Annotated in this window: 24 protein-coding genes and 1 riboswitch; of the genes, 11 read left to right on the forward strand and 13 right to left on the reverse strand. The window is 69.3% G+C overall.

Going from position 1 to position 24,587, the window contains the following annotated elements; genetic code table 11:
- Positions 1-2: 2 nt before the first annotated feature.
- The gene (locus tag MQE23_RS15085; protein WP_020274255.1) at positions 3-452 is read right to left on the reverse strand and encodes a hypothetical protein; all 450 of its coding nucleotides are present in this window, start codon (positions 450-452) and stop codon (positions 3-5) included.
- Positions 453-567: 115 nt separating this feature from the next.
- On the opposite strand from MQE23_RS15085, the gene MQE23_RS15090 reads away from it, so the two are divergent.
- Both MQE23_RS15090 and MQE23_RS15095 read left to right on the forward strand, forming a co-directional pair.
- The gene (locus MQE23_RS15090) at positions 568-1,536 is read left to right on the forward strand and encodes a diacylglycerol kinase family protein (protein WP_020274254.1); all 969 of its coding nucleotides are present in this window, start codon (positions 568-570) and stop codon (positions 1,534-1,536) included.
- 321 nt (positions 1,537-1,857) lie between these two features.
- Entirely contained in the window at positions 1,858-2,115 is a 258-nt protein-coding gene (locus MQE23_RS15095) for a WhiB family transcriptional regulator (RefSeq protein WP_003992873.1), read from the forward strand.
- Between the two features lie 191 nt (positions 2,116-2,306).
- Here MQE23_RS15095 and MQE23_RS15100 read toward each other — a convergent pair whose 3' ends face one another.
- Positions 2,307-3,773, reverse strand: a complete 1,467-nt coding sequence (locus MQE23_RS15100; RefSeq protein ID WP_020274253.1) for a PAS domain-containing sensor histidine kinase — start codon at positions 3,771-3,773, stop codon at positions 2,307-2,309.
- A gap of 384 nt (positions 3,774-4,157) precedes the next feature.
- Entirely contained in the window at positions 4,158-4,826 is a 669-nt protein-coding gene (locus MQE23_RS15105; RefSeq protein ID WP_037670682.1) for a TetR/AcrR family transcriptional regulator, read from the reverse strand.
- A gap of 97 nt (positions 4,827-4,923) precedes the next feature.
- Here MQE23_RS15105 and MQE23_RS15110 point away from each other — a divergent pair, with 97 nt between their 5' ends.
- On the forward strand, positions 4,924-5,676 hold the full coding sequence (locus tag MQE23_RS15110; protein ID WP_020274251.1) for an SDR family oxidoreductase: 753 nt from the start codon (positions 4,924-4,926) through the stop codon (positions 5,674-5,676).
- Positions 5,677-5,696: 20 nt separating this feature from the next.
- Here MQE23_RS15110 and MQE23_RS15115 read toward each other — a convergent pair whose 3' ends face one another.
- Positions 5,697-6,767, reverse strand: a complete 1,071-nt coding sequence (locus tag MQE23_RS15115) for an SIS domain-containing protein (RefSeq protein ID WP_020274250.1) — start codon at positions 6,765-6,767, stop codon at positions 5,697-5,699.
- 257 nt (positions 6,768-7,024) lie between these two features.
- On the opposite strand from MQE23_RS15115, the gene nagB reads away from it, so the two are divergent.
- Positions 7,025-7,810, forward strand: coding sequence for a glucosamine-6-phosphate deaminase (gene nagB / locus MQE23_RS15120; RefSeq protein ID WP_243379377.1), 786 nt, complete (start codon positions 7,025-7,027; stop codon positions 7,808-7,810).
- Here nagB and MQE23_RS15125 read toward each other — a convergent pair.
- From MQE23_RS15125 to MQE23_RS15150, 6 genes are all read right to left on the reverse strand, one after another.
- Positions 7,807-8,349, reverse strand: coding sequence for a hypothetical protein (locus MQE23_RS15125; protein WP_243379378.1), 543 nt, complete (start codon positions 8,347-8,349; stop codon positions 7,807-7,809). The two genes, nagB and MQE23_RS15125, sit on opposite strands and share 4 nt — an antisense overlap.
- Positions 8,346-8,594: a helix-turn-helix transcriptional regulator gene (locus MQE23_RS15130; protein WP_020274247.1), complete on the reverse strand. Its 249-nt coding sequence runs from the start codon at positions 8,592-8,594 to the stop codon at positions 8,346-8,348. The genes MQE23_RS15125 and MQE23_RS15130 overlap by 4 nt, the downstream gene beginning before the upstream one ends.
- A 61-nt stretch (positions 8,595-8,655) precedes the next feature.
- On the reverse strand, positions 8,656-10,191 hold the full coding sequence (locus MQE23_RS15135) for a glycoside hydrolase family 3 protein (RefSeq protein ID WP_243379379.1): 1,536 nt from the start codon (positions 10,189-10,191) through the stop codon (positions 8,656-8,658).
- Between the two features lie 9 nt (positions 10,192-10,200).
- Positions 10,201-11,040: a carbohydrate ABC transporter permease gene (locus MQE23_RS15140; protein ID WP_020274245.1), complete on the reverse strand. Its 840-nt coding sequence runs from the start codon at positions 11,038-11,040 to the stop codon at positions 10,201-10,203.
- Positions 11,037-12,023, reverse strand: coding sequence for a sugar ABC transporter permease (locus tag MQE23_RS15145; protein ID WP_020274244.1), 987 nt, complete (start codon positions 12,021-12,023; stop codon positions 11,037-11,039). The genes MQE23_RS15140 and MQE23_RS15145 overlap by 4 nt, the downstream gene beginning before the upstream one ends.
- Before the next feature lie 72 nt (positions 12,024-12,095).
- The gene (locus MQE23_RS15150) at positions 12,096-13,379 is read right to left on the reverse strand and encodes an extracellular solute-binding protein (RefSeq protein ID WP_020274243.1); all 1,284 of its coding nucleotides are present in this window, start codon (positions 13,377-13,379) and stop codon (positions 12,096-12,098) included.
- Positions 13,380-13,689: 310 nt separating this feature from the next.
- Between MQE23_RS15150 and MQE23_RS15155 the strand changes: the two genes are divergently transcribed.
- The 6 genes from MQE23_RS15155 (at position 13,690) to MQE23_RS15180 (ending at position 20,736) form a co-directional block, all read left to right on the forward strand.
- Positions 13,690-14,454: a GntR family transcriptional regulator gene (locus tag MQE23_RS15155; RefSeq protein WP_020274242.1), complete on the forward strand. Its 765-nt coding sequence runs from the start codon at positions 13,690-13,692 to the stop codon at positions 14,452-14,454.
- A 142-nt stretch (positions 14,455-14,596) separates the two neighbouring features.
- A complete protein-coding gene (locus tag MQE23_RS15160; RefSeq protein WP_082319954.1) occupies positions 14,597-14,863 on the forward strand; it encodes a DUF3311 domain-containing protein in 267 nt (88 codons plus the stop codon).
- The gene (locus tag MQE23_RS15165; protein WP_020274240.1) at positions 14,860-16,488 is read left to right on the forward strand and encodes a sodium:solute symporter family protein; all 1,629 of its coding nucleotides are present in this window, start codon (positions 14,860-14,862) and stop codon (positions 16,486-16,488) included. Before MQE23_RS15160 ends, MQE23_RS15165 begins: the two co-directional genes overlap by 4 nt.
- A gap of 71 nt (positions 16,489-16,559) precedes the next feature.
- Positions 16,560-17,066, forward strand: a complete 507-nt coding sequence (locus MQE23_RS15170; RefSeq protein WP_020274239.1) for a GNAT family N-acetyltransferase — start codon at positions 16,560-16,562, stop codon at positions 17,064-17,066.
- A 77-nt stretch (positions 17,067-17,143) separates the two neighbouring features.
- A riboswitch (cobalamin riboswitch) is annotated at positions 17,144-17,226 on the forward strand.
- A gap of 145 nt (positions 17,227-17,371) precedes the next feature.
- On the forward strand, positions 17,372-19,729 hold the full coding sequence (locus MQE23_RS15175) for a ribonucleoside-diphosphate reductase subunit alpha (protein WP_020274238.1): 2,358 nt from the start codon (positions 17,372-17,374) through the stop codon (positions 19,727-19,729).
- Entirely contained in the window at positions 19,729-20,736 is a 1,008-nt protein-coding gene (locus MQE23_RS15180; protein ID WP_020274237.1) for a ribonucleotide-diphosphate reductase subunit beta, read from the forward strand. Before MQE23_RS15175 ends, MQE23_RS15180 begins: the two co-directional genes overlap by 1 nt.
- Here MQE23_RS15180 and MQE23_RS15185 read toward each other — a convergent pair.
- Positions 20,649-20,891: a hypothetical protein gene (locus tag MQE23_RS15185; protein WP_167338028.1), complete on the reverse strand. Its 243-nt coding sequence runs from the start codon at positions 20,889-20,891 to the stop codon at positions 20,649-20,651. The two genes, MQE23_RS15180 and MQE23_RS15185, sit on opposite strands and share 88 nt — an antisense overlap.
- A 93-nt stretch (positions 20,892-20,984) precedes the next feature.
- Between MQE23_RS15185 and MQE23_RS15190 the strand changes: the two genes are divergently transcribed.
- Positions 20,985-21,947 carry a helix-turn-helix domain-containing protein gene (locus tag MQE23_RS15190; RefSeq protein ID WP_243379380.1) on the forward strand — a complete coding sequence of 321 codons (963 nt, stop codon included), beginning with the start codon at positions 20,985-20,987 and terminating at the stop codon, positions 21,945-21,947.
- A gap of 12 nt (positions 21,948-21,959) precedes the next feature.
- Here the strand turns inward: MQE23_RS15190 and MQE23_RS15195 are convergent, their stop codons facing one another.
- Positions 21,960-23,330: a cytochrome P450 gene (locus MQE23_RS15195; protein WP_243379381.1), complete on the reverse strand. Its 1,371-nt coding sequence runs from the start codon at positions 23,328-23,330 to the stop codon at positions 21,960-21,962.
- The gene (gene cyc1 / locus MQE23_RS15200) at positions 23,327-24,412 is read right to left on the reverse strand and encodes an epi-isozizaene synthase (RefSeq protein ID WP_128092619.1); all 1,086 of its coding nucleotides are present in this window, start codon (positions 24,410-24,412) and stop codon (positions 23,327-23,329) included. The genes MQE23_RS15195 and cyc1 overlap by 4 nt, the downstream gene beginning before the upstream one ends.
- Positions 24,413-24,587: the final 175 nt, after the last annotated feature.

The raw sequence follows: 24,587 nt of genomic DNA on the forward strand, positions 1-24,587 counted from the left end.
GGCTACTTCTCCAGGTTGCCGGGGTTGCCGGGCCCGCGGATCCCGAGGGCCCGGGTCGTCTCGGGATTCACGAGCAGGACGAGTGCCGCGACGGCCACGACCGCGAGGGCGATCCCGGCCGGAATGGCCATGCTGTCGGCCTGGAGCAGGTTGTAGGCCACCGGCAGCGCCATGAGCTGGGTGATGACGGCCGGGCCGCGGCTCCAGCTGCGGCGGCCGAGCAGCCCGCGCGCGGCGAGCAGCGGCAGCAGCGCGAGCACGACCAGCGTGATGCCCCCGGTCACGGCCTGCCGGCGGTCGTCCGGCTCACCCGTGAGACCGAGGACGAGGATCCAGACGCCGCCGACGACCAGCGCGAGCCCTTCCAGTGCGGCCAGCAGTGCGGCGTACGTCAGCCGCCGCGGGCGGGGGCCGGTGATGTCCGGGGTGGTGGGGGTCTGCTCACTGCTCACCCCTGAAGAGTAGCCCTGTCGTACGCGCCCCTCATGGCGAGGTTCACCTCCGCTCTCTTACCTGATCCCTACCTCGGTCTGGGCCAGGTACCACCCAGTAGGTACGCTGCCAGTCATGCGTGCACTTCTCGTGGTCAATCCGGCGGCAACCACCACAAGTGCGCGCACACGCGACGTACTGATCCACGCGCTCGCCAGCGAGATGAAGCTCGAAGCGGTCACCACCGAGTACCGCGGCCATGCGCGAGACCTGGGCCGGCACGCGGCGGAGAGCGACGACATAGACCTGGTGGTGGCCCTCGGCGGCGACGGCACGGTCAACGAGGTGGTCAACGGTCTCCTGCACGCCGGTCCCGACCCGGGACACCTCCCCGGCCTCGCGGTGGTCCCGGGCGGCTCCACCAACGTCTTCGCCCGCGCTCTGGGCCTGCCCAATGACGCGGTGGAAGCCACCGGGGCTCTGCTGGACGCCCTGCGCGACGGCAGCGAACGCACCGTCGGTCTGGGTCTGACCTCCGGCACCCCGGGCACGGAGGACGAGGCGGTGCCCTCCCGCTGGTTCACCTTCAACGCGGGGCTCGGCTTCGACGCCGGTGTGGTCGGCCGGGTGGAGCAGCACCGCGAGCGCGGCCGGAAATCCACACACGCTCTTTACGTCCGCCAGGTCGTGCGCCAGCTCCTCGGCGAGCCGCACCGCCGGCACGGGACGATCACGCTGGAGCGGGCCGGCGAGGATCCGGTCACCGATCTGGTGCTGTCCATAGTCTCGAACACCTCCCCGTGGACGTTTCTGGGGAATCGCCCGATCTACGCGGCGCCTAAGGCCTCGTTCGATACCGGACTCGATCTCTTCGGTCTCAGCCGGCTCTCCACGGCGGCGGTTGCCCGGTATGGCACCCAGTTGCTCACTTCGTCCCCCGAGCGCGGACCCCGTGGCAAGCACGCGACCTCTCTGCACGATTTGACCGAGTTCACCTTGCATTCGAAGGTGCCGCTCCCCCTCCAGATGGACGGTGACCACCTGGGGCTGCGAACAAGCGTGACGTTCACAGGCGTACGCCGTGCACTGCGTGTGATTGTGTGAGCAGAACTGGCTAAAGTCCTTTCACTCGAACGTTTAGGCCAGGATCCACCCCATGGAAGTACGGCTGTGACCTAGTCGACACCGAAGAATCAAAAAAAACTTTCCAGAAGGGGTTGTATCCGCCGCTGAGGTTTGCGAGTCTCTACGTGGCGATCGAGACGGCCCGCAACACCGGCCTCCACTGATCACCAGAACCCCTCTTCAACTCACAGGACCTTCGCCGGGAACCTGGCAGTCGGCCCTTCACTTGTTGAGGGATTCGTGAAAGCGTTCACATTCACAAGCAAGCCCTGCACGTAATACCAAGGAGAGGTAGCAGCCATGGACTGGCGTCACAACGCCGTTTGCCGCGAGGAAGACCCCGAGCTCTTCTTCCCCATCGGCAACACCGGTCCTGCGCTGCTGCAGATCGAGGAAGCCAAGGCCGTCTGCCGTCGCTGCCCGGTGATCGAGCAGTGTCTGCAGTGGGCGCTCGAGTCCGGTCAGGACTCCGGCGTCTGGGGTGGTCTCAGCGAGGACGAGCGCCGCGCCATGAAGCGCCGCGCCGCCCGCAACCGGGCCCGTCAGGCCTCCGCCTGACAACCCACCCCTGCTGACAGCCTGAGCTTGGCGGCGCGTACAGCGAGTACGCATCTCCCGCCCCCGAGCCGCAGCGCGCAGTTCCCCCGATGCGCTTAGTTAAGCAGCAACGAGCTTTAGCCCCGGGCCATTTGATGGCCCGGGGCTCAATGCTTTCGTGGGCCGCTTTCAAGGCCCCGATGCTGCCGCTCCTACTTCCGCGCGGGCACCGGGATGTCGAGGATCACACGGGTGCCGCGCTCCGGGGCCGGGACCATGTCGAAGGTTCCCCCCAACTCGCCCTCCACCAGGGTCCGTACGATCTGGAGGCCGAGGTTGCCCGCGGTCTGCGGATCGAAGCCTTCCGGCAGACCGACGCCGTCGTCCTGGACGGTGACCAGCAGGCGGGCCTCCTTCGACGTACCGCCGCGGACCGCCGACACCTCGACCGTGCCGGTGTCGCCCTCGCGGAAGCCGTGCTCCAGCGCGTTCTGCAGAACCTCGGTCAGCACCATCGACAGCGGGGTGGCGACCTCGGCGTCGAGGATGCCGAAGCGTCCGGTGCGCCGGCCGGTGACCTTGCCCGGGGAGATCTCCGCGACCATGGCCAGGACGCGGTCGGCGATCTCGTCGAACTCCACGCGCTCGTCCAGGTTCTGGGAGAGCGTCTCGTGCACGATCGCAATCGATCCGACGCGCCGCACCGCCTCCTCCAGGGCCTCGCGGCCGCGGTCGGATTCGATGCGCCGGGCCTGGAGGCGGAGCAGGGCCGCCACCGTCTGGAGGTTGTTCTTGACGCGGTGGTGGATCTCCCGGATCGTCGCGTCCTTGGTGATCAACTCGCGTTCCCGGCGGCGGAGTTCGGTGACGTCACGGAGCAGGACCAGCGAGCCGATGCGGGTGCCCTTGGGTTTGAGGGGGATCGCGCGGAACTGGATGACCCCGTCGCTGGCCTCGATCTCGAACTCGCGCGGCGCCCACCCGCTGGCGACCTTGGCGAGCGCCTCGTCCACCGGGCCCCGGGTCGGGGCGAGTTCGGCGGTGGTCCTGCCCAGGTGCTGGCCGACGAGGTCGGAGGCGAGGCCGAGGCGGTGGTAGGCGGACAGCGCGTTCGGGGAGGCGTACTGGACGATGCCGTCGGCGTCGAGCCGGATCAGGCCGTCGCCCACCCGGGGTGAGGCGTCCATGTCGAGCTGCTGGTTCGCGAACGGGAAGGAGCCGGCCGCGATCATCTGCGCGAGGTCGGAGGCGCTCTGCAGGTAGGTGAGCTCCAGGCGGCTCGGGGTGCGCACGGTGAGGAGGTTGGTGTTGCGGGCGATGACACCGAGGACGCGCCCCTCGCGCCGTACGGGGATCGACTCGACCCGGACGGGGACCTCCTCGCGCCACTCGGGATCGCCCTCGCGCACGATACGGCCCTCGTCGTGGGCGGCGTCCAGCATCGGGCGGCGGCCACGCGGGACGAGATGGCCCACCATGTCGTCCTGGTAGGACGTCGGACCGGTGTTGGGCCGCATCTGCGCGACGGACACGTACCGCGTGCCGTCGCTGGTGGGGACCCACAGCACCAGGTCGGCGAAGGAGAGGTCGGAGAGCAGCTGCCACTCCGAGACCAGCAGGTGGAGCCACTCGAGATCGGTGTCGTCGAGGGCGGTGTGCTGGCGTACGAGTTCGTTCATGGAGGGCACGTGAGCGAGCGTACCCGGGGGTTTGTACGGCTCTGAAATGTACGGGCCCGGACAGGTACGGGCTCCTGGAACACCCGCGGGCCGCGGCGCCTGAGAGGGACCCTCAACCCTCCCGGCACCGCAGCCCGGAGCAGTATCGGCCGTGGGGTGTGCGGTCCCGGTCGGCCGAAGGACGAGGAGCCGGGGCAGTCAGGGCAGAGAGCCTCGGTTCCTCTGTCCGCCTTCCTGTGCGGGGAAGGCGGAGGCTGGTGCGCGCTGCACACGCGCTCTCGTCACGCATTGTGGACTAGACCACTCGTGGTGTCCATGCGTTGGAGGCTGTTCGTTGTTGTTAATTCTCCGACTGGTGGGACACGCCTGCGTCCCCCCGGCAGCCTAACGCGTGTGGGTTCCTGTGCGGGGCCAGATGGACATGGCAATTTCCACGACCGCCTCCAGTTCCTCCCGGCTCGCCCCGTCCCGCGCCTGTTGTGACATGCCCTGGATCATCGCTCCGGTGTGCCGGGCCAGGGCGGCGCAGTCGGTACCCGGGGGCAGCACGCCGGCGGCGACATCGGCTCTGATACGGCTCTCGAACGCGGCGATGTTGGCGTTGCGGCGGTCCCGCAGCGACTGTTCGACCTCGGGGGTCGAGCAGTTCGCGGCGGCGTGGACGACGAGGCAGCCGTGCGGGTGGCCGGGTTCCGTGTACGCGGTCGCGGCCTCGCGCAGCATGCGCTCGACGGCGTCCCGGGCGGTGGGCTCCTCGGCGAGGGCCTGGTCGGCGAACGAGCCGTACCTCGTGCCGTAGACCTGGACGACCTCCTCGAAGAGGGACCGCTTGTCGCCGAATGCGGCGTAGAGGCTGGGGGCGCCGATGTCCATGACGCGGGTGAGGTCGGAGACGGACGTGGCCTCGTAGCCGTGCTCCCAGAAGGCCAGGAGTGCCTTCTCCAGCGCCGTCTCGCGGTCGAAGGAGCGGGGGCGGCCGCGGGGCCGTCCCTTGCCGTTGCCTGTCGCGGTTCCGTGCCTCTCGGCCCTCGCGGTCCCGTCGTCGTTCACCATGGAGTGCATTTTATAGCGGGCACTAGAGAAATGTCGCCGGGGTGGGGTACGGTCATTTCTGTAGCGACCGCTAGTAAAAAGAGAAGGGGGCGCCGCCATGGGCGTGCTCACGGGCAGGACGGCACTCGTCACGGGCGCGAGCAGGGGCATCGGGCGAGGGATCGCCGAGCGGCTGGGGCGCGACGGTGCGCGGGTCGGGGTGCACTACGGCAGGAACGAGACGGCGGCGAAGGAGACGGTCGCGGCGATCGAGGCGGCGGGCGGCTCGGCGTTCGCGGTGGGCGTGGAGCTGGGCCTGCCGGGGGATGCCGAGGCGCTGTGGGCGGAGTTCGACCGGCACGCGGACGGGCTGGACATCCTGGTGAACAACGCGGGGATCGGCAACACGCCGCCGATCCATGAGCTGGAGGAGCCGGAGTACGACAAGGTCTTCGCGGTGAACGTGAAGGCGCCGTTCTTCATACTCAAGCAGGGCATGAGCCGGCTGCGGGACGGCGGCCGGGTCGTCAACATCTCCTCGGGGCTGGCCCGCACGGCGGCGATGCCGGACAACATGGCGTACGCGATGACGAAGGGCGCGCTGGACGTCCTCTCACGGGACCTGTCCAAGGTGCTGGGCCCTCGGGGCATCACGGTGAACTCGGTGGCGCCGGGGATCATCGACACGGACAACACGGCCCCGTTGCTGCACGGCAGCGCCGACGGCTGGGCGAAGGCCGCGGCGTATTCGGCGCTGGGCGGAGTGGGAGAGCCGGCCGACGTCGCCGACGTGGTGGCGTTCCTGGTCTCGGACGCAGGGCGCTGGGTCACGGGGAGCTGGGTGGATGTGACGGGGGGTTCGCTCACCTAGTCAACGAGTCGCTCACGTAGTCAACGAGTCTCCGTCACCTTCGCCAGCGCCCGGGGCGCGTCCGGGTCCTGGCCGCGGGCGATGGTGACCTCGTAGGCGAGGAGCTGGAGGGGAATGATCTCCAGGACGGGCTGCACCTCCTCGGCGACGTCCTCCGTCGGCAGGACGAAGCCGGCCGACGCCTGCTCGACCTGATGCCGGGGGCCGATGACGACCAGGTCGGCACCGCGTCCGCGCAGCCGGTCGAGGACCGGCTGGAGCGCTTCGCCGCCCTTGCCGTCGGTGACCACGGCGATGACCGGGGAGACGTTGTCGACCATGGCGAGCGGCCCGTGCAGCAGGTCGGCGCCGGAGTAGGAGAGGGCGGGGATGTAGCTGGTCTCCATCAGCTTGAGGGCGGCCTCCTTGGCCGTGGGGTAGCCGTAGCCGCGCGAGGTGATCACCATGCGCTCGGCGAAGCGGTAGCGGGCGGCGAGGGCGCGCACCTCGTCCTGCCGGGCGAGCAGGTGCCCTGCGAGGTCCGGCAGGACGTGCGCGGGCGTGCCGTCGCCGCCGCGCAGGCCCTCGACGAACAGGTAGAGCGCGAGAAGGGAGGCGGTGTACGTCTTGGTCGCGGGGAGGGCCTTCTCCGGCCCGGCCATGATGTCGATGTGGTACTCGGAGACGCCGGCGAGCGGCGAGTCCGGGTTGTTGGTGACGGCGAGCGTGATCGCACCGGCTTGGCGGGCGGCCCGCGTCGAGGCGACCAGGTCGGGAGAGCCGCCGGACTGGCTGACGGTGACGACGAGGACGTCCGTGAGGTCGGGCCGGGCGCCGTAGGCCGTGGTGGTGGACATCGAGGTGAGTCCGCAGGGCAGGCCGAGCCGGATCTCCAGGAGGTACTTGGCGTAGAGGGCGGCGTTGTCGGAGGTGCCGCGGGCGGTCAGCAGGACGAAGCGGGGAGCGCGGGCGGCGATCCGCCGTGCCACGTCCCGGATGGCCGGGGCGCCGTCGGCCAGGATCCGGCGCAGGACGGCGGGCTGCTCCGCCATCTCCCGGGCCATGATCCGGCCCGGGCGCTCGCTGGGGGTGTCCGGTGTGGCGGCGGTCATGGCGGGGTTCCTTCCGGGGCGCGGGCGGATGCAGCTCCCATTCCACTCCCCCGCACCGCGGAACGGCCACGCGGGACCGGTGCTGTTCACCTGCCGGAGAGCTGGCCGGCACCGAGCGGCTGCCCCTGTGGGACCGGCTGCATTCACCCTGGGAGCGGCGCCGCCGCTCTGTTAGATTGGCCTTGGATTGGTCTAAACCACATCCCCCTCCCAGGACCAGTCCAGTTGAGCATCCCTCTCAGATCGGCAGGCCCAGCGTGGAAGTTGTCATCGTTCCGGACGCCAAGGCGGGCGGCGAGCTCATCGCCGAGGCCATGGCCCAGCTGCTCCGGCGCAAGCCCGGCGCCCTGCTCGGCGTGGCGACCGGCTCGACGCCACTGCCCGTGTACGAGGCGCTGGCGGCCAAGGTGCGCTCCGGTGCCGTGGACGTCACGCGGGCGCGGATAGCCCAGCTCGACGAGTACGTGGGGCTGCCCGCCGACCATCCGGAGTCGTACCGCTCGGTGCTGCACCGTGAGGTGCTGGAGCCGCTCGGCATCGGGATGGACCAGTTCACGGGGCCGGACGGCACGGCCGAGGACGTGCAGGGCGCGTGCGAGGCGTACGACAAGGCGCTCGCGGACGCCGGGGGCGTGGACCTGCAGTTGCTCGGGATCGGGACCGACGGGCACATAGGGTTCAACGAGCCGTGTTCGTCGCTGGCGTCGCGGACGCGGATCAAGACGCTGACCGAGCAGACCCGGATCGACAACGCGCGCTTCTTCGACGGCGACATCGGCCAGGTGCCGCACCACGTGATCACCCAGGGCATCGGGACCATCCTGGAGGCCCGGCACCTGGTGCTGCTCGCCACCGGCGAGGGCAAGGCGGACGCGGTCGCGGCGACGGTGGAGGGACCGGTCGCCGCGGTGTGCCCCGCGTCCGCGCTCCAGCTCCACCCGCATGCGACCGTCGTGGTCGACGAGGCCGCCGCGTCGAAGCTGAAGCTGGCGGACTACTTCCGGCACACCTACGCCAACAAGCCGGAGTGGCAGGGCATCTAGATGTGCTGTCCTGCCTCCATGGCCTCGTCGTCGGCCGGCTCGTCCTGGGCCAGCAGGCCGGCCACCCACAGCGGCATGACCCAGTGGACGACGAGGACGGCGATGAGGAGGGGTGCGGCGTAGGCCTTCGGAGCGTCGCCTTCGACACCGCCCGTGATCAGCAGGGCGATCGCCGCCGCGGCCAGGAGCAGGGTCGTCATGCGGTGGGCCCGGGCCAGGACGCGGCTGCGTTCCGCCGACTGCCGCTCGTCCAGTACGTGTTCGCGCAGCTCCAGCAGGCCCCGGGTGGCGCCGTTGATGACGCCGGTCGCGACCATCCAGAGCAGCAGCAGCACCGCCATCACGGCGACGGGCCACAGCGGCTCGCCCTTGGCGAGGAAGAAGTGGGTCATCAGTGCGCCGATGGCCACGGTGAGGGTGACGTGCGCGGCGACGGCCAGACGCCGGCGTGCCGCCGTGGCGTACCAGGCCTGGCCGCGGCGGTCGTTCATGAGCCGCAGCATGCTCCGGTCGTAGCGGGTCAGGCGTGTCGTCGTCATGGCTGGTTCCTCCCGTAGACCTCGTCCGTGAGCGGCCGGAACGGTTCGAGGGAGAACAGGGCCTCGACCGGCAGACCGAAGAACTTCGAGATCCTCAGTGCCAGGTCGAGGCTCGGGTTGTACTGCCCTCGCTCGATGTAGCCGATGGTCTGGTAGTGGGCTCCCACTGCCTCGGCCAGGCTCTGCCGCGACACCTTCCGTTCGGCGCGCACCACGGCCAGCCTGTTGTGCACCTGCTCGCTCATGTATAAGAAGTACTACATTCGGAAGTAGCTTTATAACCCAGTAGGTTGCGACCCGACAGGCCTACACCCCGGCGATCACCTCGGCCGCCGCCCGGCCGCAGACGCGGGCCGCGCCGTGGGTGGCGATGTGCAGGGCGCCGCGGGGCGCGGCCTGGGGGACGCCCATCTCGACCACGATGGTGTCGGGGCGGGCGGCCAGCAGGGTGTCGAGGGCCGCCGCCATCCAGGGATGGCGGTGTTCGTCGCGGACGACGGCGACGATGCGGCGCGGACCGGCTGCCTCGAGGGCCGCCCGTCCGGCGCTCTCACCGGCACCGGCATCGCTCTCGTTGCCGCCCTCCGCCGAGAAGCTGCCCGTCACCGTGCCCGGCAGGAGGTGGACGAGTTCGGCGGCGATGCCCCAGGGGGTCTCGTCGCCCACCGCGATGTTGGCGACGGGGGTGAGTGCGGCGACGTAGGGCGGTTCGGTGAGGGGCTTGAAGGTCTCCGGGGTCCCGAGGCCCGGGGCGACGGTGACCGTGAGGGCGCGGCGGGCGGCGTGCAGGCCGATCTCGCTGCCGTGGGTCTCCCCGGGGGCGCGGCCTGCCGTGCTCGCCCAGCGGGCCAGCGCCCGGACCCGGTCCGCGGCCTCGGCCAGGCGTGCCTCGGGCAGCTCGCCCGTGCGGACCGCCGCGACCAGGGCGTCGCGCAGGCGCCGTACGGTCGCGTCGTCGGCCAGGCCGCCGCCCACGCAGATCGCGTCGGCACCGGCGGCGACGGCGAGGACGCTGCCGCGTTCGATGCCGTAGGTGCCCGCGATGGCCCGCATCTCCATGCCGTCGGTGACGATGAGGCCGTCGTAGCCGAGTTCGCCGCGCAGCAGGCCGGTCAGGATGCGGCGGGAGAGGGTGGCCGGGCGGTCGGGGTCCAGGGCCGGGACCAGGATGTGGGCGCTCATCACGGCCCGGCTGCCGGCGGCGATGGCCGCGCGGAACGGGGTCAGTTCACGGTCGGTCAGCACGTCCGCGGGGACGTCGATGCGCGGGAGGGCGTGGTGGGAGTCGACGGCCGTGTCGCCGTGGCCCGGGAAGTGCTTGGTGCAGGCGGCGACTCCGGCCGACTGCAGGCCCGTCACGTACGCGGCGGTGTGCCGGGCGGCCAGGTCGGTGTCGGCGCCGAAGGAGCGGACGCCGATCACCGGGTTGCGCGGGTCGGAGTTGACGTCGGCGGACGGGGCCCAGTTGAGGTTCACGCCGCTGGCCGCAAGACGGCGGCCCAGTTCGTGGGCGACCTGGCGCGTCAGCTCCACGTCGTCCACCGCGCCGAGGGCGTAGTTGCCCGGGAAGGAGGAGCCGGTCCGCACCTCCAGGCGCGTCACGTCACCGCCTTCCTCGTCGATCGCGACCAGGACGTCGTCGCGTTCGGCCCGCAGTTGCGCGGTCAGCGCGGCCAGTTGGCCGGGCGAGGCGATGTTGCGGCCGAACAGGCCGACGGAGGCGAGGCCCTCGCCGAGCCGGCGCAGCAGCCAGTCGGGGGCGGTGGTTCCGGTGAAGCCGGGCTGGAGGACCGTCAGGGCGTCACGGGTGAGCGTGTCGGTACCGCCGGCGAGTGTCGTCATGGGGTGAGGTCATCCCTTCACGGCGCCCGCGGTCAGGCCCGCGGCCATCTTGCGCTGGACGAGGAGGAAGAGGGCGACGATCGGCACGGCCATCATCGTGGCGCCGGCCATCATCGGGGCGTATTCGGTGCCGTGTTTGGTGGTGAAGTTGCCGAGCCAGACGGTCGCCGTCTGGTTCTTCTGGCTGAGCAGCATCAGGGCGTACAGGTACTCGTTCCAGGCCTGGATGAAGCCGTAGACCGAGGTGGCGACCATGCCGGGGGCCAGGAGCGGGAAGACGACCCGGAGGAAGGCGCCCGTGCGGGAGCAGCCGTCGACCATGGCGGCCTCCTCGAGTTCCTTCGGGATGTTGACGATGAAGCCCCGCAGCGTCCACACGGTGAACGGGAGGATGAAGGTCAGGTACGTGATGATGAGGCCCGTCAGCCGGTCGTACTGGCCCAGGTCGTTGAGCAGCAGGAACACCGGGATGATCATGGCGACCAGCGGGACCATCTGGACCGCGAGGATGCCCACGATCACGATCTTGCGCCCCCGGAAGGCGAAGCGCGAGATGGCGAGCGCGGCCAGCAGCCCCACGACCATGCCGATGACGACCACCGCCAGCGACACCACCATGCTGCGGCCCACCGGGCCCCAGAAGTCGGCGATGTCCAGCGCCCGGCCGAAGTTGGCGAAGGTGATGCCGGTCGGCAGCAGGCTCGGGTCCGGGTCGATGGCGTCCTCGGCGGGCTTGAACGCCGTGTTGAGCATCCAGTACAGCGGGAATCCCGCGGTGACGAAGACCAGGAGGCCGAGGACGTTCCACCAGAGCTTCGGCGCCCGGCGGCCGGTCAGCGTGCTGCTCATTCGACCTCTCCGATCTTCAGCATCTGCCGCATGTAGACGGCGACCACGCCGAGCAGCAGCAGGACGGTGATCAGCGCGATCGCCGAGCCCTGGGCGTAGTCGTTGACGACGAACGCCCGGTCGTAGGAGTAGGTGTTGAGGACCTGGAACTCCGGCTCGGGGTGGCCGTTGCGCATGACGAACACCTGGGGGAAGACGCCCATGTCCCAGATGACCGACAGGGTCGTGAGCATCACGATGATCGGCTTGAGGACGGGCAGGGTGACATAGCGGAAGACGCCCCAGGCGCCGGCGCCGTCCAGGCGGGCGGCCTCCTCCAGTTCCTTCGGCACCTGGGTGAGACCCGCGCTGAGTGTGATGACCACGAACGGCACGGCTCCCCACACCACCAGCAGCATGATCACGGCGAGGCCCTCGGGCCCGCTGGCGAACCAGTTGTGGCCGATCATCTCGACGCCGGGCAGCTTGCTGAGCAGCGCGTTGAAGACGCCGTAGTCCGAGTCGAAGAGCCACTTGAAGACCGTGGTGGCCACGATGACGGGCATGCCCCAGCTGGCCACCAGCACGATGTTGATGAGCACCTTCAGCCAGCCGGAGACCCGTTGGAGCAGCAGGGCGAGCGCCATGCCGATCACCATCGTGAAGACGACGGCCCCGGCGGCGAAGACGACCGTGCGGACCACGACGGTCCAGAACTCGCCGTCGCCCAGCACCTTCGCGAAGTTGTCGAACCCGACCGACTCGGCCGGTTGGAAGCCCCACAACTGGGACTGCCCGAACTTCTGGAAGGACAGGGTGACCAGACGGGCCAGCGGATAGCCCATGACCAGGGCGAGGATCAGCAGGCAGGGCGCGAGCAGCAGCCAGGGGACCGCGGTCCCGCCCGACGGCCGGTTCGCCCGTGGCAGTTCGGCGGGGGGAGGTGGCGGTGCCTGCCGCGGTGGCGGCACCTTGGCAGGGGTGGTGGTGTCTGCGGCACTCATCGCGCGCTCCTCGGCGGTCCCTCAGGTCTTGACGACGGCGGGGCTCCGCCACAAGGGAGCCCCGCCCACAGGTCACTTGGTGTTGATGACCTTGTCGATCGCGGCGTCCGCCTCCTTGGCGGCGGCCTCGACCGACTTCTTGCCGGTGCCGATGCTCTGGAGCATGGTCTGGAGGATCTGCGCCTTTTCGACCTGGCCCCAGCCGGGGGCCATCGGGACGAACCAGTTGGACTCGGCCGCGGTGGCGGGGACCGCCGTCTTCGGGTCGTTCTTCAGCGTCGCGAGGTCGGTCTTGTTGTTGGGCAGGTTGCCCTTGGCCATCAGGCCCTTCTGGCCGGAGGAACCGGTGAACGCGTTGATCCACTCGGCGGCCAGGGCCGGCGCGTCGGACTTCACCGGCACGGCGAGGTCGGAGCCGCCCAGGAAGACGGGCATGTTCTTGCCGGACGGGCCGGGCATCACGAAGTTCTCGAGGTTGCCCTTGAGCTTGCCGGTCTTGTCGTTCTTGGGGTCCTCGGCGGTCGCGCCCTCCCAGGCGGCGGCGAAGATCATGGCGGACTTGCCCTGGCCGTAGACGATGTAGCGGTCGGACTCGTCCTTGGTCTTGTCGCCGTGCATGTAGGAGTCGACGACGTTCTTGAACTCCTTGAGGCCCTTGAGGGACTCGGGCGAGGAGAGGGAGGCCTTCCACTGGCCGCCCGACTCGGTGGCGATGGCGCCGCCGGCGTCGTAGACGAAGGACATGGCCGCGTACCAGTCGCGGGTCGGCTGGTACCAGGCGCTGAACTTGCCGCCCTGCTTCTTCTGGATCTTGTCCAGGGCGGCGGTGAGGTCCTTGTACGTCTTCGGGGGCGTCTTCACCCCGACCGAGGCCGCCAGGTCCTTGCGCCAGTTGGCGACGCGGCCGCCGGCGTAGTACGGGACGCCGTAGGTCTTGCCCTCGTAGGTCACCGAGGCCTTGAGGCCGTCCAGCCAGGCGTCCGAGGTGTCGAACTCGCCCGGGTCGAGGGGGGCGAAGGCGCCCTTGACCATGTAGCCGAGCATCTCGGTGTTGCCCATCTCGACCACGTCGGGGGCCTTGTCGGTGGCGAGGACGGCGTCGAGCTTGGCGTTCTTGTCGGGCCAGCCGTAGTACTCGTGGTTGATCTTCAGCCCGGGGTGCTTCTTCTGCACGGCGGCGTCGGCGGCCTTCACCAGCTCCGGCCAGTTGTTCTGGGCGTCGACGGTGAGCCAGACGGTCAGCTCCTTGGCGTCCGCGCCCTTGTCCGAACCCCCGCTGCCGCCCTCGCCCCCGCACGCCGCGATGGAGACCATCATGCCCGCGATACCGATCGCGGATATCAGCTTGCGCTTCACGCCACCCTCCTCAGGGATGCCACCGACCCCCCTGCTCCCCGCGTTCGTGGGGCCAGGACCCTGGACCAATGGTGTAGACCAGTACGGGGAGCTTGGACCAGACCAGCAGGCCTGTCAAGGGTCCGGATTCGGCTCTGACCAGCCGTTATGCGACCTACATATGCAGGAACCTTTAAGTAAGAACCCGGCGAAAACCCGACCGGGCACGGCATACTCCAGGTAGACCACTTCGAGTTGTGGACTAGACCAAAAGCGGCGCCGACGGTATACAAGTGAGATCGTGTCGGCCCAGGAGCCGGGAAGGCGGAGCATGAGCACCGACATCAGCAGTGCGGAGAACGAGAGCGGGGCGCCCGTCCGCACCGCACGCGTGCCCAAGTACTACCGCCTGAAGAAGCACCTGCTCGACATGACCGAGACCCAGGCGCCCGGCACTCCGGTGCCGCCCGAACGCACACTGGCGACCGAGTTCGACACCTCGCGCACGACCGTGCGCCAGGCGCTCCAGGAGCTGGTCGTCGAGGGCCGGCTGGAGCGCATCCAGGGCAAGGGCACGTTCGTCGCCAAGCCCAAGGTCTCGCAGGCGCTGCAACTGACCTCGTACACCGAGGACATGCGCGCCCAGGGTCTCGAACCCACCTCGCAGCTCCTGGACATCGGCTACATCACCGCCGACGACCGTCTCGCCGGGCTGCTCGACATCACGGCCGGCGGACGGGTGCTGCGCATCGAGCGGCTGCGCATGGCCAACGGCGAGCCGATGGCCATCGAGACCACCCACCTGAGCGCGAAGCGCTTCCCGGCGCTGCGCCGGTCCCTGGCGAAGTACACGTCCCTCTACACCGCGCTCGCCGAGGTCTACGACGTCCATCTCGCGGAGGCCGAGGAGACCATCGAGACCTCGCTGGCCACCCCGCGCGAGGCCGGCCTGCTCGGCACGGACGTCGGCCTGCCGATGCTGATGCTCTCCCGTCACTCGCTGGACCGGGACGGGCAGCCGGTGGAGTGGGTGCGGTCGGTGTACCGGGGGGACCGGTACAAGTTCGTGGCGCGTCTGAAGCGTCCCCAGGAGTAGTGCGCGCGGGGCGGTGCGACTGCTGCTGAGCTCGGTTTCTTTTGGGTACCGCATTACGGACGAGGGGTTCCGTTCCCACCGCACCCTGACCTAGATTGCCTGCGCATTGCACAGGTGATCACTGAGGGGACGGAGCCGCCTGATGTCGCAAGCCCCAGAAGCCGGCAGAGGGGCGACGGTGACGCCGATGCGCGTCGTCATCGCTCTCTGCCTCATAGCGCCCTTCGTGGCCATGTTGTGGGTCGGCTCGTACGCCAAGACCGACCCGTCCTTCATCGGGATCCCGTTCTTCTACTGGTACCAGATGGCATGGGTGCTGATCTCCACCGCACTGACGATGATCGCCTACAAGCTGTGGCAGCGTGACCAGCGCGCCCGCTCTGCCGCGAAGGGCGGTGCGTCGCAGTGAACGACGGCGTGAACGGCGTCGCACTCGCCGTCTTCATCTTCTTCTTCCTGGCCGTCACGGTCATGGGCTTCCTGGCCGCGCGCTGGCGCAAGGCCGAGAACGAGCACAGCCTGGACGAATGGGGCCTGGGCGGCCGCTCGTTCGGCACGTGGATCACCTGGTTCCTGCTCGGCGGCGACCTGTACACGGCGTACACCTTCGTGGCCGTACCGGCGGCGATCTACGCGGCGGGCGCGGCCGGCTTCTTCGCGGTGCCCTACACGATCCTCGTCTACCCGCTGATCTTCACGTTCCTGCCCCGCCTGTGGTCGGTCTCGCACAAGCACGGGTACGTGACGACGTCCGACTTCGTGCGCGGCCGGTTCGGCTCCAAGGGCCTGTCGCTGGCGGTGGCGGTGACCGGCATCCTGGCCACGATGCCGTACATCGCGCTCCAACTGGTGGGCATCCAGGCCGTACTGGACGTCATGGGCGTCGGCGGCGGCGAGAACACCAACTGGTTCATCAAGGACCTGCCCCTGCTGATCGCCTTCGGTGTGCTGGCGGCGTACACGTACTCGTCGGGTCTGCGGGCGCCGGCGCTGATCGCGTTCGTGAAGGACACCCTGATCTACATCGTCATCGCGGTGGCGATCATCTACATCCCGATCAAGCTGGGCGGCTTCGACGAGATCTTCGCCAAGGCGGGCGACGCGTTCAGCCAGACCAACCCGGCGACGGGCGCGCCGCGCGGTGCGCTCACGCCGCCGGAGGCGGGGCAGTGGACGTACGCCACGCTGGCGCTGGGCTCCGCGCTCGCGCTGTTCATGTACCCGCACTCGATCACGGCGACGCTGTCCTCGAAGAGCCGTGACGTGATCCGCCGCAACACCACGATCCTGCCGCTGTACTCGCTGATGCTGGGCCTGCTCGCGCTGCTCGGCTTCATGGCGATCGCGGCCGGGATCAAGGTGCAGAACGGTCAGCTGGCGATCCCGCAGCTGTTCGAGACCATGTTCCCGGACTGGTTCGCGGGCGTGGCCTTCGCGGCGATCGGCATCGGGGCCCTGGTCCCGGCGGCCATCATGTCCATCGCGGCAGCGAACCTCTTCACCCGCAACATCTACAAGGACTTCATCAAGCCCGACGCCACACCCGCTCAGGAGACCAAGGTCTCCAAGCTGGTCTCGCTGCTGGTGAAGGTGGGCGCGCTGGCCTTCGTCCTCACCATGGACAAGACGGTCGCCATCAACTTCCAGCTGCTGGGCGGCATCTGGATCCTCCAGACCTTCCCGGCCCTGGTCGGCGGCCTGTTCACCCGCTGGTTCCACCGCTGGGCACTGCTCGCGGGCTGGGCGGTCGGCATGGTCTACGGCACGGTCGCCGCGTACGGCGTCGCCTCCCCGACCCAGAAGCACTTCGGCGGCTCGTCGAAGGAGATCCCGGGCATCGGCGAGATCGGCTACATCGGCCTCACGGCGTTCGTCCTGAACGTCGTCGTCACCGTCGTCCTGACCTTCGTCCTGAGGGCCCTGAAGGCCCCCGACGGCATCGACGAGACCAAGCCGGAGGACTACACGGCGGACGCGGGCGACCCCGGAGTCCAGGTGGAGCTTCCGCCGGCGACGGCGGGCACCTCGCACTGACTCGCAGGTGACAGCGGGCCGTCGGTGATAACCGGCGGCCCGCTGTCATACCCGTCCCGCACACTCGGACCATGGACATCCTCATCCGGCGGGTGAAGCCCACCGAATACGACGCCCTCGGTGAGATCACCGCCCAGGCCTATCTGAAGGACGGCCTCCTCGACTTCGGTGAGAGCGACTGGTACCTCGGCGAACTCAAGGACGTGGCCAAGCGGGCCGCCGCCGCGGACGTCCTGGTGGCCATCCAGGGCGAACAGCTCCTCGGCGGCGTCACCTTCGTCCCCGCCGGCGGTCCCATGGCCGACATCGCCCGTCCCTCAGAGGCAGAGATACGGATGCTCGCCGTCGCCCACGAGGCGCGCGGCCGCGGCGCCGGAGAGGCCCTCGTCCGGGCCTGCGTCGACCGCGCCCGTGCGACGGACGGCTGTGCCCGCGTCGTCCTGTCGACGCAGCGCACCATGCACTCCGCCCACCGCATCTACGAACGCCTCGGTTTCGTCCGTGTCCCGGAGCGCGACTGGAACCCGCTTCCGGAGCTTCCCGACATCACTCTCCTCACCTACGAGTTGACGCTGTGAAACCGTCGCGACACTACATCTAGGGGTGCTTTCGCCACCCGGCACAAGATGTATGCTCATGCTCGCTGTCGCCGCAGGGGAATCCGGTGTGAATCCGGAACTGTCCCGCAACGGTGTACCCATGCCTTTTTATCCGCGCATGGGAGTCAGTCCGAGGACCTGCCGACAGCGCGCCCGGCCGCCCGGCCGGTGCGCCCTGACGTCCGGGCCTCGCGGAGTGGGCCGGTGGACGCGACGCCGCGTGCGTTCGCGTGCTGCCCCCTGCCCTGTGCGAGGCCCCCGTGCCGAGCGAGGGAGAGCCCCACGTGACCATCGCGCCAGCCGATCCGGTCTCAGCCGCCGAAAAAGAGCACGACGGTCCCGGTGCCGCGCTGCTGCGGACCCTGACCGAGCTGACCGCCGACCTCCCCGACGCCGACCCCGGCCGGGTCGCCGCCGCCGCTCTGCGCGGCCGCTCCGCGCGGGCCGACGAGTCGGAGTTGCGCGACCTGGCGACCGAGGCGGCCGCCGGCCTCATCTCCGAGGATCCCGCCTACTCCCGGCTGGCCGCGCGCCTGCTGACGATCGGGATCCGCGCCGAGGCCGCCTCACAGGGCGTCACGTGCTTCACCGAGTCCGTGGCCGTCGGGCATCGGGAGGGTCTCATCGCCGACCGGACCGCCGAGTTCGTGCGCCTCCACGCCGCCCGTCTCGACGCCCTGATCGACACGGCCGCCGACGACCGCTTCGGCTACTTCGGCCTGCGCACGCTGCACAGCCGCTATCTGCTCCGGCACCCGATCACCCGCAAGGTGATCGAGACGCCCCAGCACTTCATGCTGCGCGTCGCCGCCGGTCTCGCCGAGGACGACACCCGCCGCTCCGTCGACGAAGTCGCCGCGCTTTACGGGCTCATGAGCCGGCTCGACTACCTCCCCTCCTCCCCCACCCTCTTCAACTCCGGCACGCGGCACCCCCAGATGTCGTCCTGCTACCTCCTCGACTCCCCCAAGGACGAGCTGGACTCGATCTACGACCGCTACCACCAGGTGGCGCGGCTGTCGAAGCACGCCGGCGGCATCGGCATCGCGTACTCCCGCATCCGTGCGCGCGGTTCGCTGATCCGCGGCACCAACGGCCACTCCAACGGCATCGTCCCGTTCCTGAAGACCCTCGACGCCTCGGTCGCCGCCGTGAACCAGGGCGGCCGCCGCAAGGGCGCCGCCGCGGTCTACCTGGAGACCTGGCACTCCGACATCGAGGAGTTCCTCGAGCTGCGCGACAACACCGGCGAGGACGCGCGCCGCACGCACAACCTGAACCTCGCGCACTGGGTGCCCGACGAGTTCATGCGGCGCGTGAACGCCGACGCGCGGTGGTCGCTGTTCTCCCCCGCGGACGTGCCCGAGCTGGTCGACCTGTGGGGCGAGGAGTTCGACGCCGCGTACCGGGCGGCCGAGGCGAAGGGTCTGGCGAAGAAGACCCTGCCCGCCCGCGAGCTGTACGGCCGCATGATGCGCACCCTCGCACAGACCGGCAACGGCTGGATGACCTTCAAGGACGCCGCCAACCGCACCGCCAACCAGACCGCCGAGCCGGGCCACGTCGTCCACTCCTCCAACCTCTGCACGGAGATCCTGGAGGTCACCAGCGACGGGGAGACGGCGGTCTGCAACCTGGGGTCGGTCAACCTCGGCGCGCTCGTCGACCAGGCCGGCGGGGACATCGACTGGGAGCGGCTGGACGAGACCGTCCGCACCGCCGTCACGTTCCTCGACCGGGTCGTGGACATCAACTTCTACCCGACGGAGCAGGCGGGCCGTTCCAACGCCAGGTGGCGCCCCGTCGGTCTCGGGGTCATGGGCCTGCAGGACGTCTTCTTCAAGCTGCGCCTGCCCTTCGACTCACCGGAGGCCAAGCGGCTCTCCACCCGCATCGCCGAGCGGATCATGCTCGGCGCCTACGAGGCCTCCGCCGATCTCGCCGAGCGCAACGGCCCGTTGCCGGCCTGGGAGAAGACCCGTACGGCCAAGGGCGTGCTCCACCCCGACCACTACGACGTGGAGCTGACCTGGCCGGAGCGCTGGGCGGCCCTGCGCGAGCGCGTCGCCGCGACCGGCATGCGCAACTCCCTGCTCCTCGCCATCGCGCCGACGGCCACCATCGCCTCCATCGCGGGCGTGTACGAATGCATCGAGCCACAGGTGTCCAACCTGTTCAAGCGCGAGACGCTGTCGGGTGAGTTCCTCCAGGTCAACTCCTACCTGGTGCAGGAGCTCAAGCGGCTCGGCGTGTGGGACGCCCGCAGCCGGGAGGCCCTGCGCGAGGCGAACGGCTCGGTGCAGGGCTTCGCCTGGATCCCCGAGGACGTACGCGCCCTCTACCGCACGGCCTGGGAGATCCCGCAGCGCGGCCTGATCGACATGGCGGCGGCCAGGACCCCGTTCCTGGACCAGTCCCAGTCCCTGAACCTCTTCCTGGAGACGCCGACCATCGGCAAGCTCTCCTCGATGTACGCCTACGCCTGGAAGTCCGGGCTGAAGACCACGTACTACCTGCGTTCGCGCCCGGCGACCCGCATCGCCCGCGCCGCCCAGGCCACCGTCCCCGCGCAGGCCACCCCGGACCCCGAAGCGGTCGCCTGCTCCCTGGAAAACCCCGAGTCCTGCGAGGCCTGCCAGTAATGACCACCCAGAACCTGCTCGACCCCGGCTTCGAGCTGACTCTCCGTCCGATGCGCTACCCGGACTTCTACGAGCGCTACCGGGACGCCATCAAGAACACCTGGACCGTGGAGGAGGTCGACCTCCACTCGGACGTCGCCGACCTCGCCAAGCTCTCCCCCGCCGAGCAGCACCTGATCGGCCGCCTGGTCGCCTTCTTCGCCACGGGCGACTCGATCGTCGCGAACAACCTGGTGCTGACGCTGTACAAGCACATCAACTCCCCCGAGGCCCGGCTGTACCTGAGCCGGCAGCTCTTCGAGGAGGCCGTGCACGTCCAGTTCTATCTGACGCTCCTGGACACCTACCTCCCCGACCACGACGACCGGGCGGCGGCCTTCGCGGCCGTCGAGAACATCCCCTCCATCCGCGAGAAGGCCGGGTTCTGCTTCAAGTGGATGGACTCGGTCGACCAGCTCGACCGGCTGGAGACCCAGGCCGACCGCCGCCGTTTCCTGCTGAACCTGATCTGCTTCGCCGCGTGCATCGAGGGCCTGTTCTTCTACGGTGCCTTCGCGTACGTGTACTGGTTCCGCAGCCGGGGCCTGCTGCACGGTCTGGCCACCGGCACCAACTGGGTGTTCCGCGACGAGACGATGCACATGTCGTTCGCCTTCGACGTGGTCGACACCGTCCGCAAGGAGGAGCCGGAGCTGTTCGACGACCGGCTCCAGCAGGAGGTGACGGACATGCTCCGCGAGGCCGTCGAGGCCGAGCTGCAGTTCGCGCGCGACCTGTGCGGTGACGGCCTCCCGGGCATGAACACCGAGTCGATGCGGCAGTACCTGGAGTGCGTCGCCGACCAGCGGCTCACCCGCCTGGGCTTCGCTCCGGTCTACGGCTCCGAGAACCCCTTCTCCTTCATGGAGCTCCAGGGAGTTCAGGAGCTGACCAACTTCTTCGAGCGGCGGCCCTCCGCGTACCAGGTGGCGGTGGAGGGCACCGTCGACCTGGACGAGGACTTCTGAGCCGCAGCGTCCTCGCGGGCCTCCTGGGCCTCCCGGATCTGCCGGTCGATGCGCCGGTCGCGCACGATGCCGAGCACGGACGGGAGGACCAGGAGGACCAGCGTCCCGAGTACGAAGATCATTGCGATGAGCGTCTGAGTCTGGTTCGTGTCCATGGACACCACTGTCGCGCCGAATGGTCCTTACCGTCAGTGGCAGTACTGTCGTAGACCCTCGAATTACTGCCAGCGGCGAGGCACACTGGGGACATGCTGCAGAACGTGGCCGTCGCCCTCCTCGACGGCGTGAACCCCTTCGAACTCGGCGTGGTGTGCGAAATCTTCGGCACCGACCGAAGCGACGACGGCCTGCCGGTGTACGACTTCGCCGTCGCCTCGGCCGAGGGCCCGTCGCTGCGCATGAATTCGGGCTTCTCGCTGCAGGTCGACCACGGCCTGGAGCGCCTGGAGACGGCCGATCTGATCGCCGTGCCGGCCGGGCGCAGCTTCGCGACCCGGGACTTCCCACCGGAGCTGCTGGACGCCCTGCGCCGCGGCGTCGACCGCGGCGCCCGGGTGCTCAGCGTCTGCTCCGGCGCCTACGTGCTGGCCGCGGCCGGGCTGCTGGACGGGCGGCGCTGCGCCGTGCACTGGAAGCACGCCGAGGACCTCGCCCGCCGGTACCCGCGCGTGGCCGTCGAGCCGGACGTGCTCTACGTCGACGAGGACCCGCTGTTCACCTCCGCGGGCACCGCCGCCGGCATCGACGCCTGCCTCCACCTGGTGCGCAAGGAGCAGGGCTCCGAGGTCGCCAACAAGATCGCCCGGCGGATGGTGGTGCCGCCGCACCGCGACGGCGGCCAGGCCCAGTACATCGAGCGGCCGCTGCCGCACTCCGAGGCCGACACGATCGGCGAGGTGCTGGCGTGGATGGAGCGGCACCTCGACGAGGAGGTCACCGTCGAGCAGCTGGCCGCCCACGCCCACATGTCCCCGCGCACCTTCGCCCGTCGCTTCCAGCAGGAGACCGGGACGACCCCCTACCGCTGGATCCTGCGCCAGCGCGTCCTGCTGGCCCAGCGGCTGCTGGAGGCGACGGACGAGACCATGGACGCGATCGCCGGTCGAACAGGGTTCGGCAACGCGGCCACGCTGCGCCACCACTTCGTCCGCGCGGTCGGAACGACGCCGAACGCCTACCGGCGCACGTTCAGGGGCCCAGAGGCGGCCTGAGGCCAAGGGCTCTCACCTCGCCACCGGCCGCACCCGCAGGTCGTGCGGCCGCAGCGTGATGCCGACGCGGGTGCCGTCGTTCGAGCCGGCCACCTGCTCGAAGCGGTACTTGGTGGCCAGCGCCGCCGTGATCAGCGTCAGCTGGGCCATCGAGAAGTGGTCGCTGGGGCACTTGCGGTTGCCCGTGCTGAACGGGCTCATGGCGTGCTTCGGGATGTCCTTGACCCGGCCCGGAAGCCAGCGGTCGGGGTCGAACTCCAGGTGCCGCGCGTACGACTTCGGATCGCGCTGGATCGCGTACGGGCTGTAGACGATGTCCGCCCCGGCCGGAATCCGGTATCCGCCGAGTTCCGTGTCCCGCACCGCCCGCCGCGTCAGAATCCACACGGCCGGGCTCAAACGCATGGACTCGACGACGACATTGTTGGTGTGCCTGAGTCCTCGGACGTCTGCGAATGCCACCGGCCTCCCACCGGTGACGGCTTCAACTTCGTCGCGCACCCGGTCCGCGTGTTCAGGGTGTTCCGCGAGCATATGCAGCAGCCACATGATCGTGGAGGCGACGGTTTCGCTGCCGGGGGTGAGGATCGCGACGACCTGATCGTGGATCTCCTGTTCCCCGATGGGATCGCCATTCTCGTCCGTCGCCTCCAGCAATGCCGTCAGCAAATCGTCCGGCTTTTGACCGGATGCGCGGCGCTCGGCGACGATCTCGTCCACCAGGAGATGCAAATCGGCCAATGCCCGGTTGAATTCACGGTTGGCCGGGAGCGGCAGCTTGTAGAGCGGTCCGAGCGGCACCACCATCCGCCGGTACATCCCGCGGAAGACGGTGGCGAGCGCGACGCACAGCCGCTCCGCCCGCTCGTCCATGTAGTCGCCGCGCAGCAGGCAGCGGGCCGCGATGCGCACGGCCACCCGGAAGGACTCGGAGGTGCAGTCGACGGTCTCGCCGGGCTTCCAGCGCTCGGTGAGCGCGTGTGCCTCCTCCTCCATGATCGGGCCGTAGGCGGGGATGGCGTCGAGCCGGAAGGCGGGCTGGATGGTGCGCCGCTGGCGGCGGTGGCGCGGGCCGTTCGCCGTGGCCACGCCCTCCTTGCCGAGCAGGCCCTCCAGTGACTCCCACAGCGGTCCGGCGATGATGAAGTCGTTGCTCAGCGCGAGGGCTCCGGTGAGCGCCGGGGTGGTGACGGCGTAGACCGTCTTCGGTCCGAGCTTCAGCCGGACCACGTCGCCGTGGTCGCGCAGCCGGGACATGAACGACAGCGGGTCGCGCACCAGCTTCCAGCCGTGCCCCAGGAAGGGGACACCGCCGCCGGCCCGGGGCGGTTCACGCAGGCCCGGTGCGAGGGGGGCTTCGGGCTTCACAGACTCGACGGTCATTTCTCACCTGCCGCTTCGTTGTTGACGTACGGGGGCGTGGACCGGTCGTCCCAGCTGTCGACCATGTACCGGCCGGACTCGTGATGGAACCAGTAGACGGAACTGAACCAGTTCCGCATATTGCTCAGACAGGCCCGCACGGCGGCGCTCAGTTCCTTTCCTCGCACGGTGCCGTCGGCGAGGGAGTCGGCGAATCGTAATGCTTCCTGTTCGGCCTCGAGGAATTCCGTGATGCATTTCTCGACGCGGCGCCTGACTTCTACGACCGCCTGTTCCAGTGTCAGCCCCTCATGGGTGATGAGACTGATTCCGAGATTGTGCACCTCGTCGCCTGCTATTTCCTTGGGAAGCGAGCAGAGGTCGTTGTACCAGGCGGCGAACTCCTGACTCAGCAGCGCGGCCCGCCGATATGCCGGGTGTTTCCGTACGGCGTCGGGGAGTTCGTATCCCGCGGCCGGCTCCAGCAGGTCCGTCCAGATCCAGTGGGCGAAGGTGAGCCGGCGCAGCCGGAGATACTCCTCGACCGTGGGCACGATTCCGTGGGTGCGGTTGTGGTACTCCCGGTCGTACGCGTCGATCACCGCGTGGAAGTGCCGGGCGAACCGGAGGTTCCAGGTCGCCGGCAGGAAGGCGTACAGCCGCAGCACGCTGTCCGCGAACCCGGCGACCAGTGGGTCCTCGTGGTGCAGGTGCTCCCTGGGGGAGTCGAGGGCCGAGTGCAGCCGGTCCCGCAGCCGCCGCCAGGCCACCGGGCGGCCGTGCACGATGTCGCGGTCGTGGCGGTCGTCCCAGACGAAGAACCAGGCGCTGTAGTCCGCGATCGCCTGCATCACCTCGTCGGAGGCGCCGATGTAGTACCCGGCCATGAGGTCCGTGTAGCACAGGCCGTCGGCATATTCCTCCACCTTGTCCGCGGGCATGAGCCGCTTTTCGAGCAGCCAGGCCCGGGTCTTCTCCTGGCACTTCGGCCAATACGGGTGGAGTTGCCGGGGAAACGCCGCCTCGATCACCGGAAGGGAGAGCGACGGTGGAACTGCGATGGTGGTCGGTGTCGATGTGGTGCCGTGTGACAAAGCATGCACGAACTAACCCCTCTCAGCCGCCAGTTGGCGCGGGCGCCCCTCCTTCCGTGCCGGGCGTGCGCCGTTGCATACCCCGCTCCTCCCATTCAGCACTACAACTGACCGTTCTGGGAACGCATTTGCTTCATTCACTACCCCACAGTGCCGGGAACCTCCCGGTGTGTGACTGGTACCG

It is taken from the genome of Streptomyces sp. HP-A2021 (assembly GCF_022807935.1).
Lineage (GTDB): Bacteria > Actinomycetota > Actinomycetes > Streptomycetales > Streptomycetaceae > Streptomyces > Streptomyces afghaniensis.

Excerpts from the sequence above, each read along its gene's own strand:
- MQE23_RS15090 (WP_020274254.1), top strand. The coding sequence starts at position 568 with ATGCGTGCACTTCTCGTGGTCAATCCGGCGGCAACCACCACAAGTGCG.
- MQE23_RS15095 (WP_003992873.1), top strand. The coding sequence starts at position 1,858 with ATGGACTGGCGTCACAACGCCGTTTGCCGCGAGGAAGACCCCGAGCTC.
- MQE23_RS15100 (WP_020274253.1), bottom strand. The coding sequence starts at position 3,773 with ATGAACGAACTCGTACGCCAGCACACCGCCCTCGACGACACCGATCTC.
- MQE23_RS15105 (WP_037670682.1), bottom strand. The coding sequence starts at position 4,826 with ATGGTGAACGACGACGGGACCGCGAGGGCCGAGAGGCACGGAACCGCG.
- MQE23_RS15110 (WP_020274251.1), top strand. The coding sequence starts at position 4,924 with ATGGGCGTGCTCACGGGCAGGACGGCACTCGTCACGGGCGCGAGCAGG.
- MQE23_RS15115 (WP_020274250.1), bottom strand. The coding sequence starts at position 6,767 with ATGACCGCCGCCACACCGGACACCCCCAGCGAGCGCCCGGGCCGGATC.
- MQE23_RS15125 (WP_243379378.1), bottom strand. The coding sequence starts at position 8,349 with ATGACGACGACACGCCTGACCCGCTACGACCGGAGCATGCTGCGGCTC.
- MQE23_RS15130 (WP_020274247.1), bottom strand. The coding sequence starts at position 8,594 with ATGAGCGAGCAGGTGCACAACAGGCTGGCCGTGGTGCGCGCCGAACGG.
- MQE23_RS15135 (WP_243379379.1), bottom strand. The coding sequence starts at position 10,191 with ATGACGACACTCGCCGGCGGTACCGACACGCTCACCCGTGACGCCCTG.
- MQE23_RS15140 (WP_020274245.1), bottom strand. The coding sequence starts at position 11,040 with ATGAGCAGCACGCTGACCGGCCGCCGGGCGCCGAAGCTCTGGTGGAAC.
- MQE23_RS15145 (WP_020274244.1), bottom strand. The coding sequence starts at position 12,023 with ATGAGTGCCGCAGACACCACCACCCCTGCCAAGGTGCCGCCACCGCGG.
- MQE23_RS15155 (WP_020274242.1), top strand. The coding sequence starts at position 13,690 with ATGAGCACCGACATCAGCAGTGCGGAGAACGAGAGCGGGGCGCCCGTC.
- MQE23_RS15160 (WP_082319954.1), top strand. The coding sequence starts at position 14,597 with ATGTCGCAAGCCCCAGAAGCCGGCAGAGGGGCGACGGTGACGCCGATG.
- MQE23_RS15170 (WP_020274239.1), top strand. The coding sequence starts at position 16,560 with ATGGACATCCTCATCCGGCGGGTGAAGCCCACCGAATACGACGCCCTC.
- MQE23_RS15180 (WP_020274237.1), top strand. The coding sequence starts at position 19,729 with ATGACCACCCAGAACCTGCTCGACCCCGGCTTCGAGCTGACTCTCCGT.
- MQE23_RS15185 (WP_167338028.1), bottom strand. The coding sequence starts at position 20,891 with ATGGACACGAACCAGACTCAGACGCTCATCGCAATGATCTTCGTACTC.
- MQE23_RS15190 (WP_243379380.1), top strand. The coding sequence starts at position 20,985 with ATGCTGCAGAACGTGGCCGTCGCCCTCCTCGACGGCGTGAACCCCTTC.
- MQE23_RS15195 (WP_243379381.1), bottom strand. The coding sequence starts at position 23,330 with ATGACCGTCGAGTCTGTGAAGCCCGAAGCCCCCCTCGCACCGGGCCTG.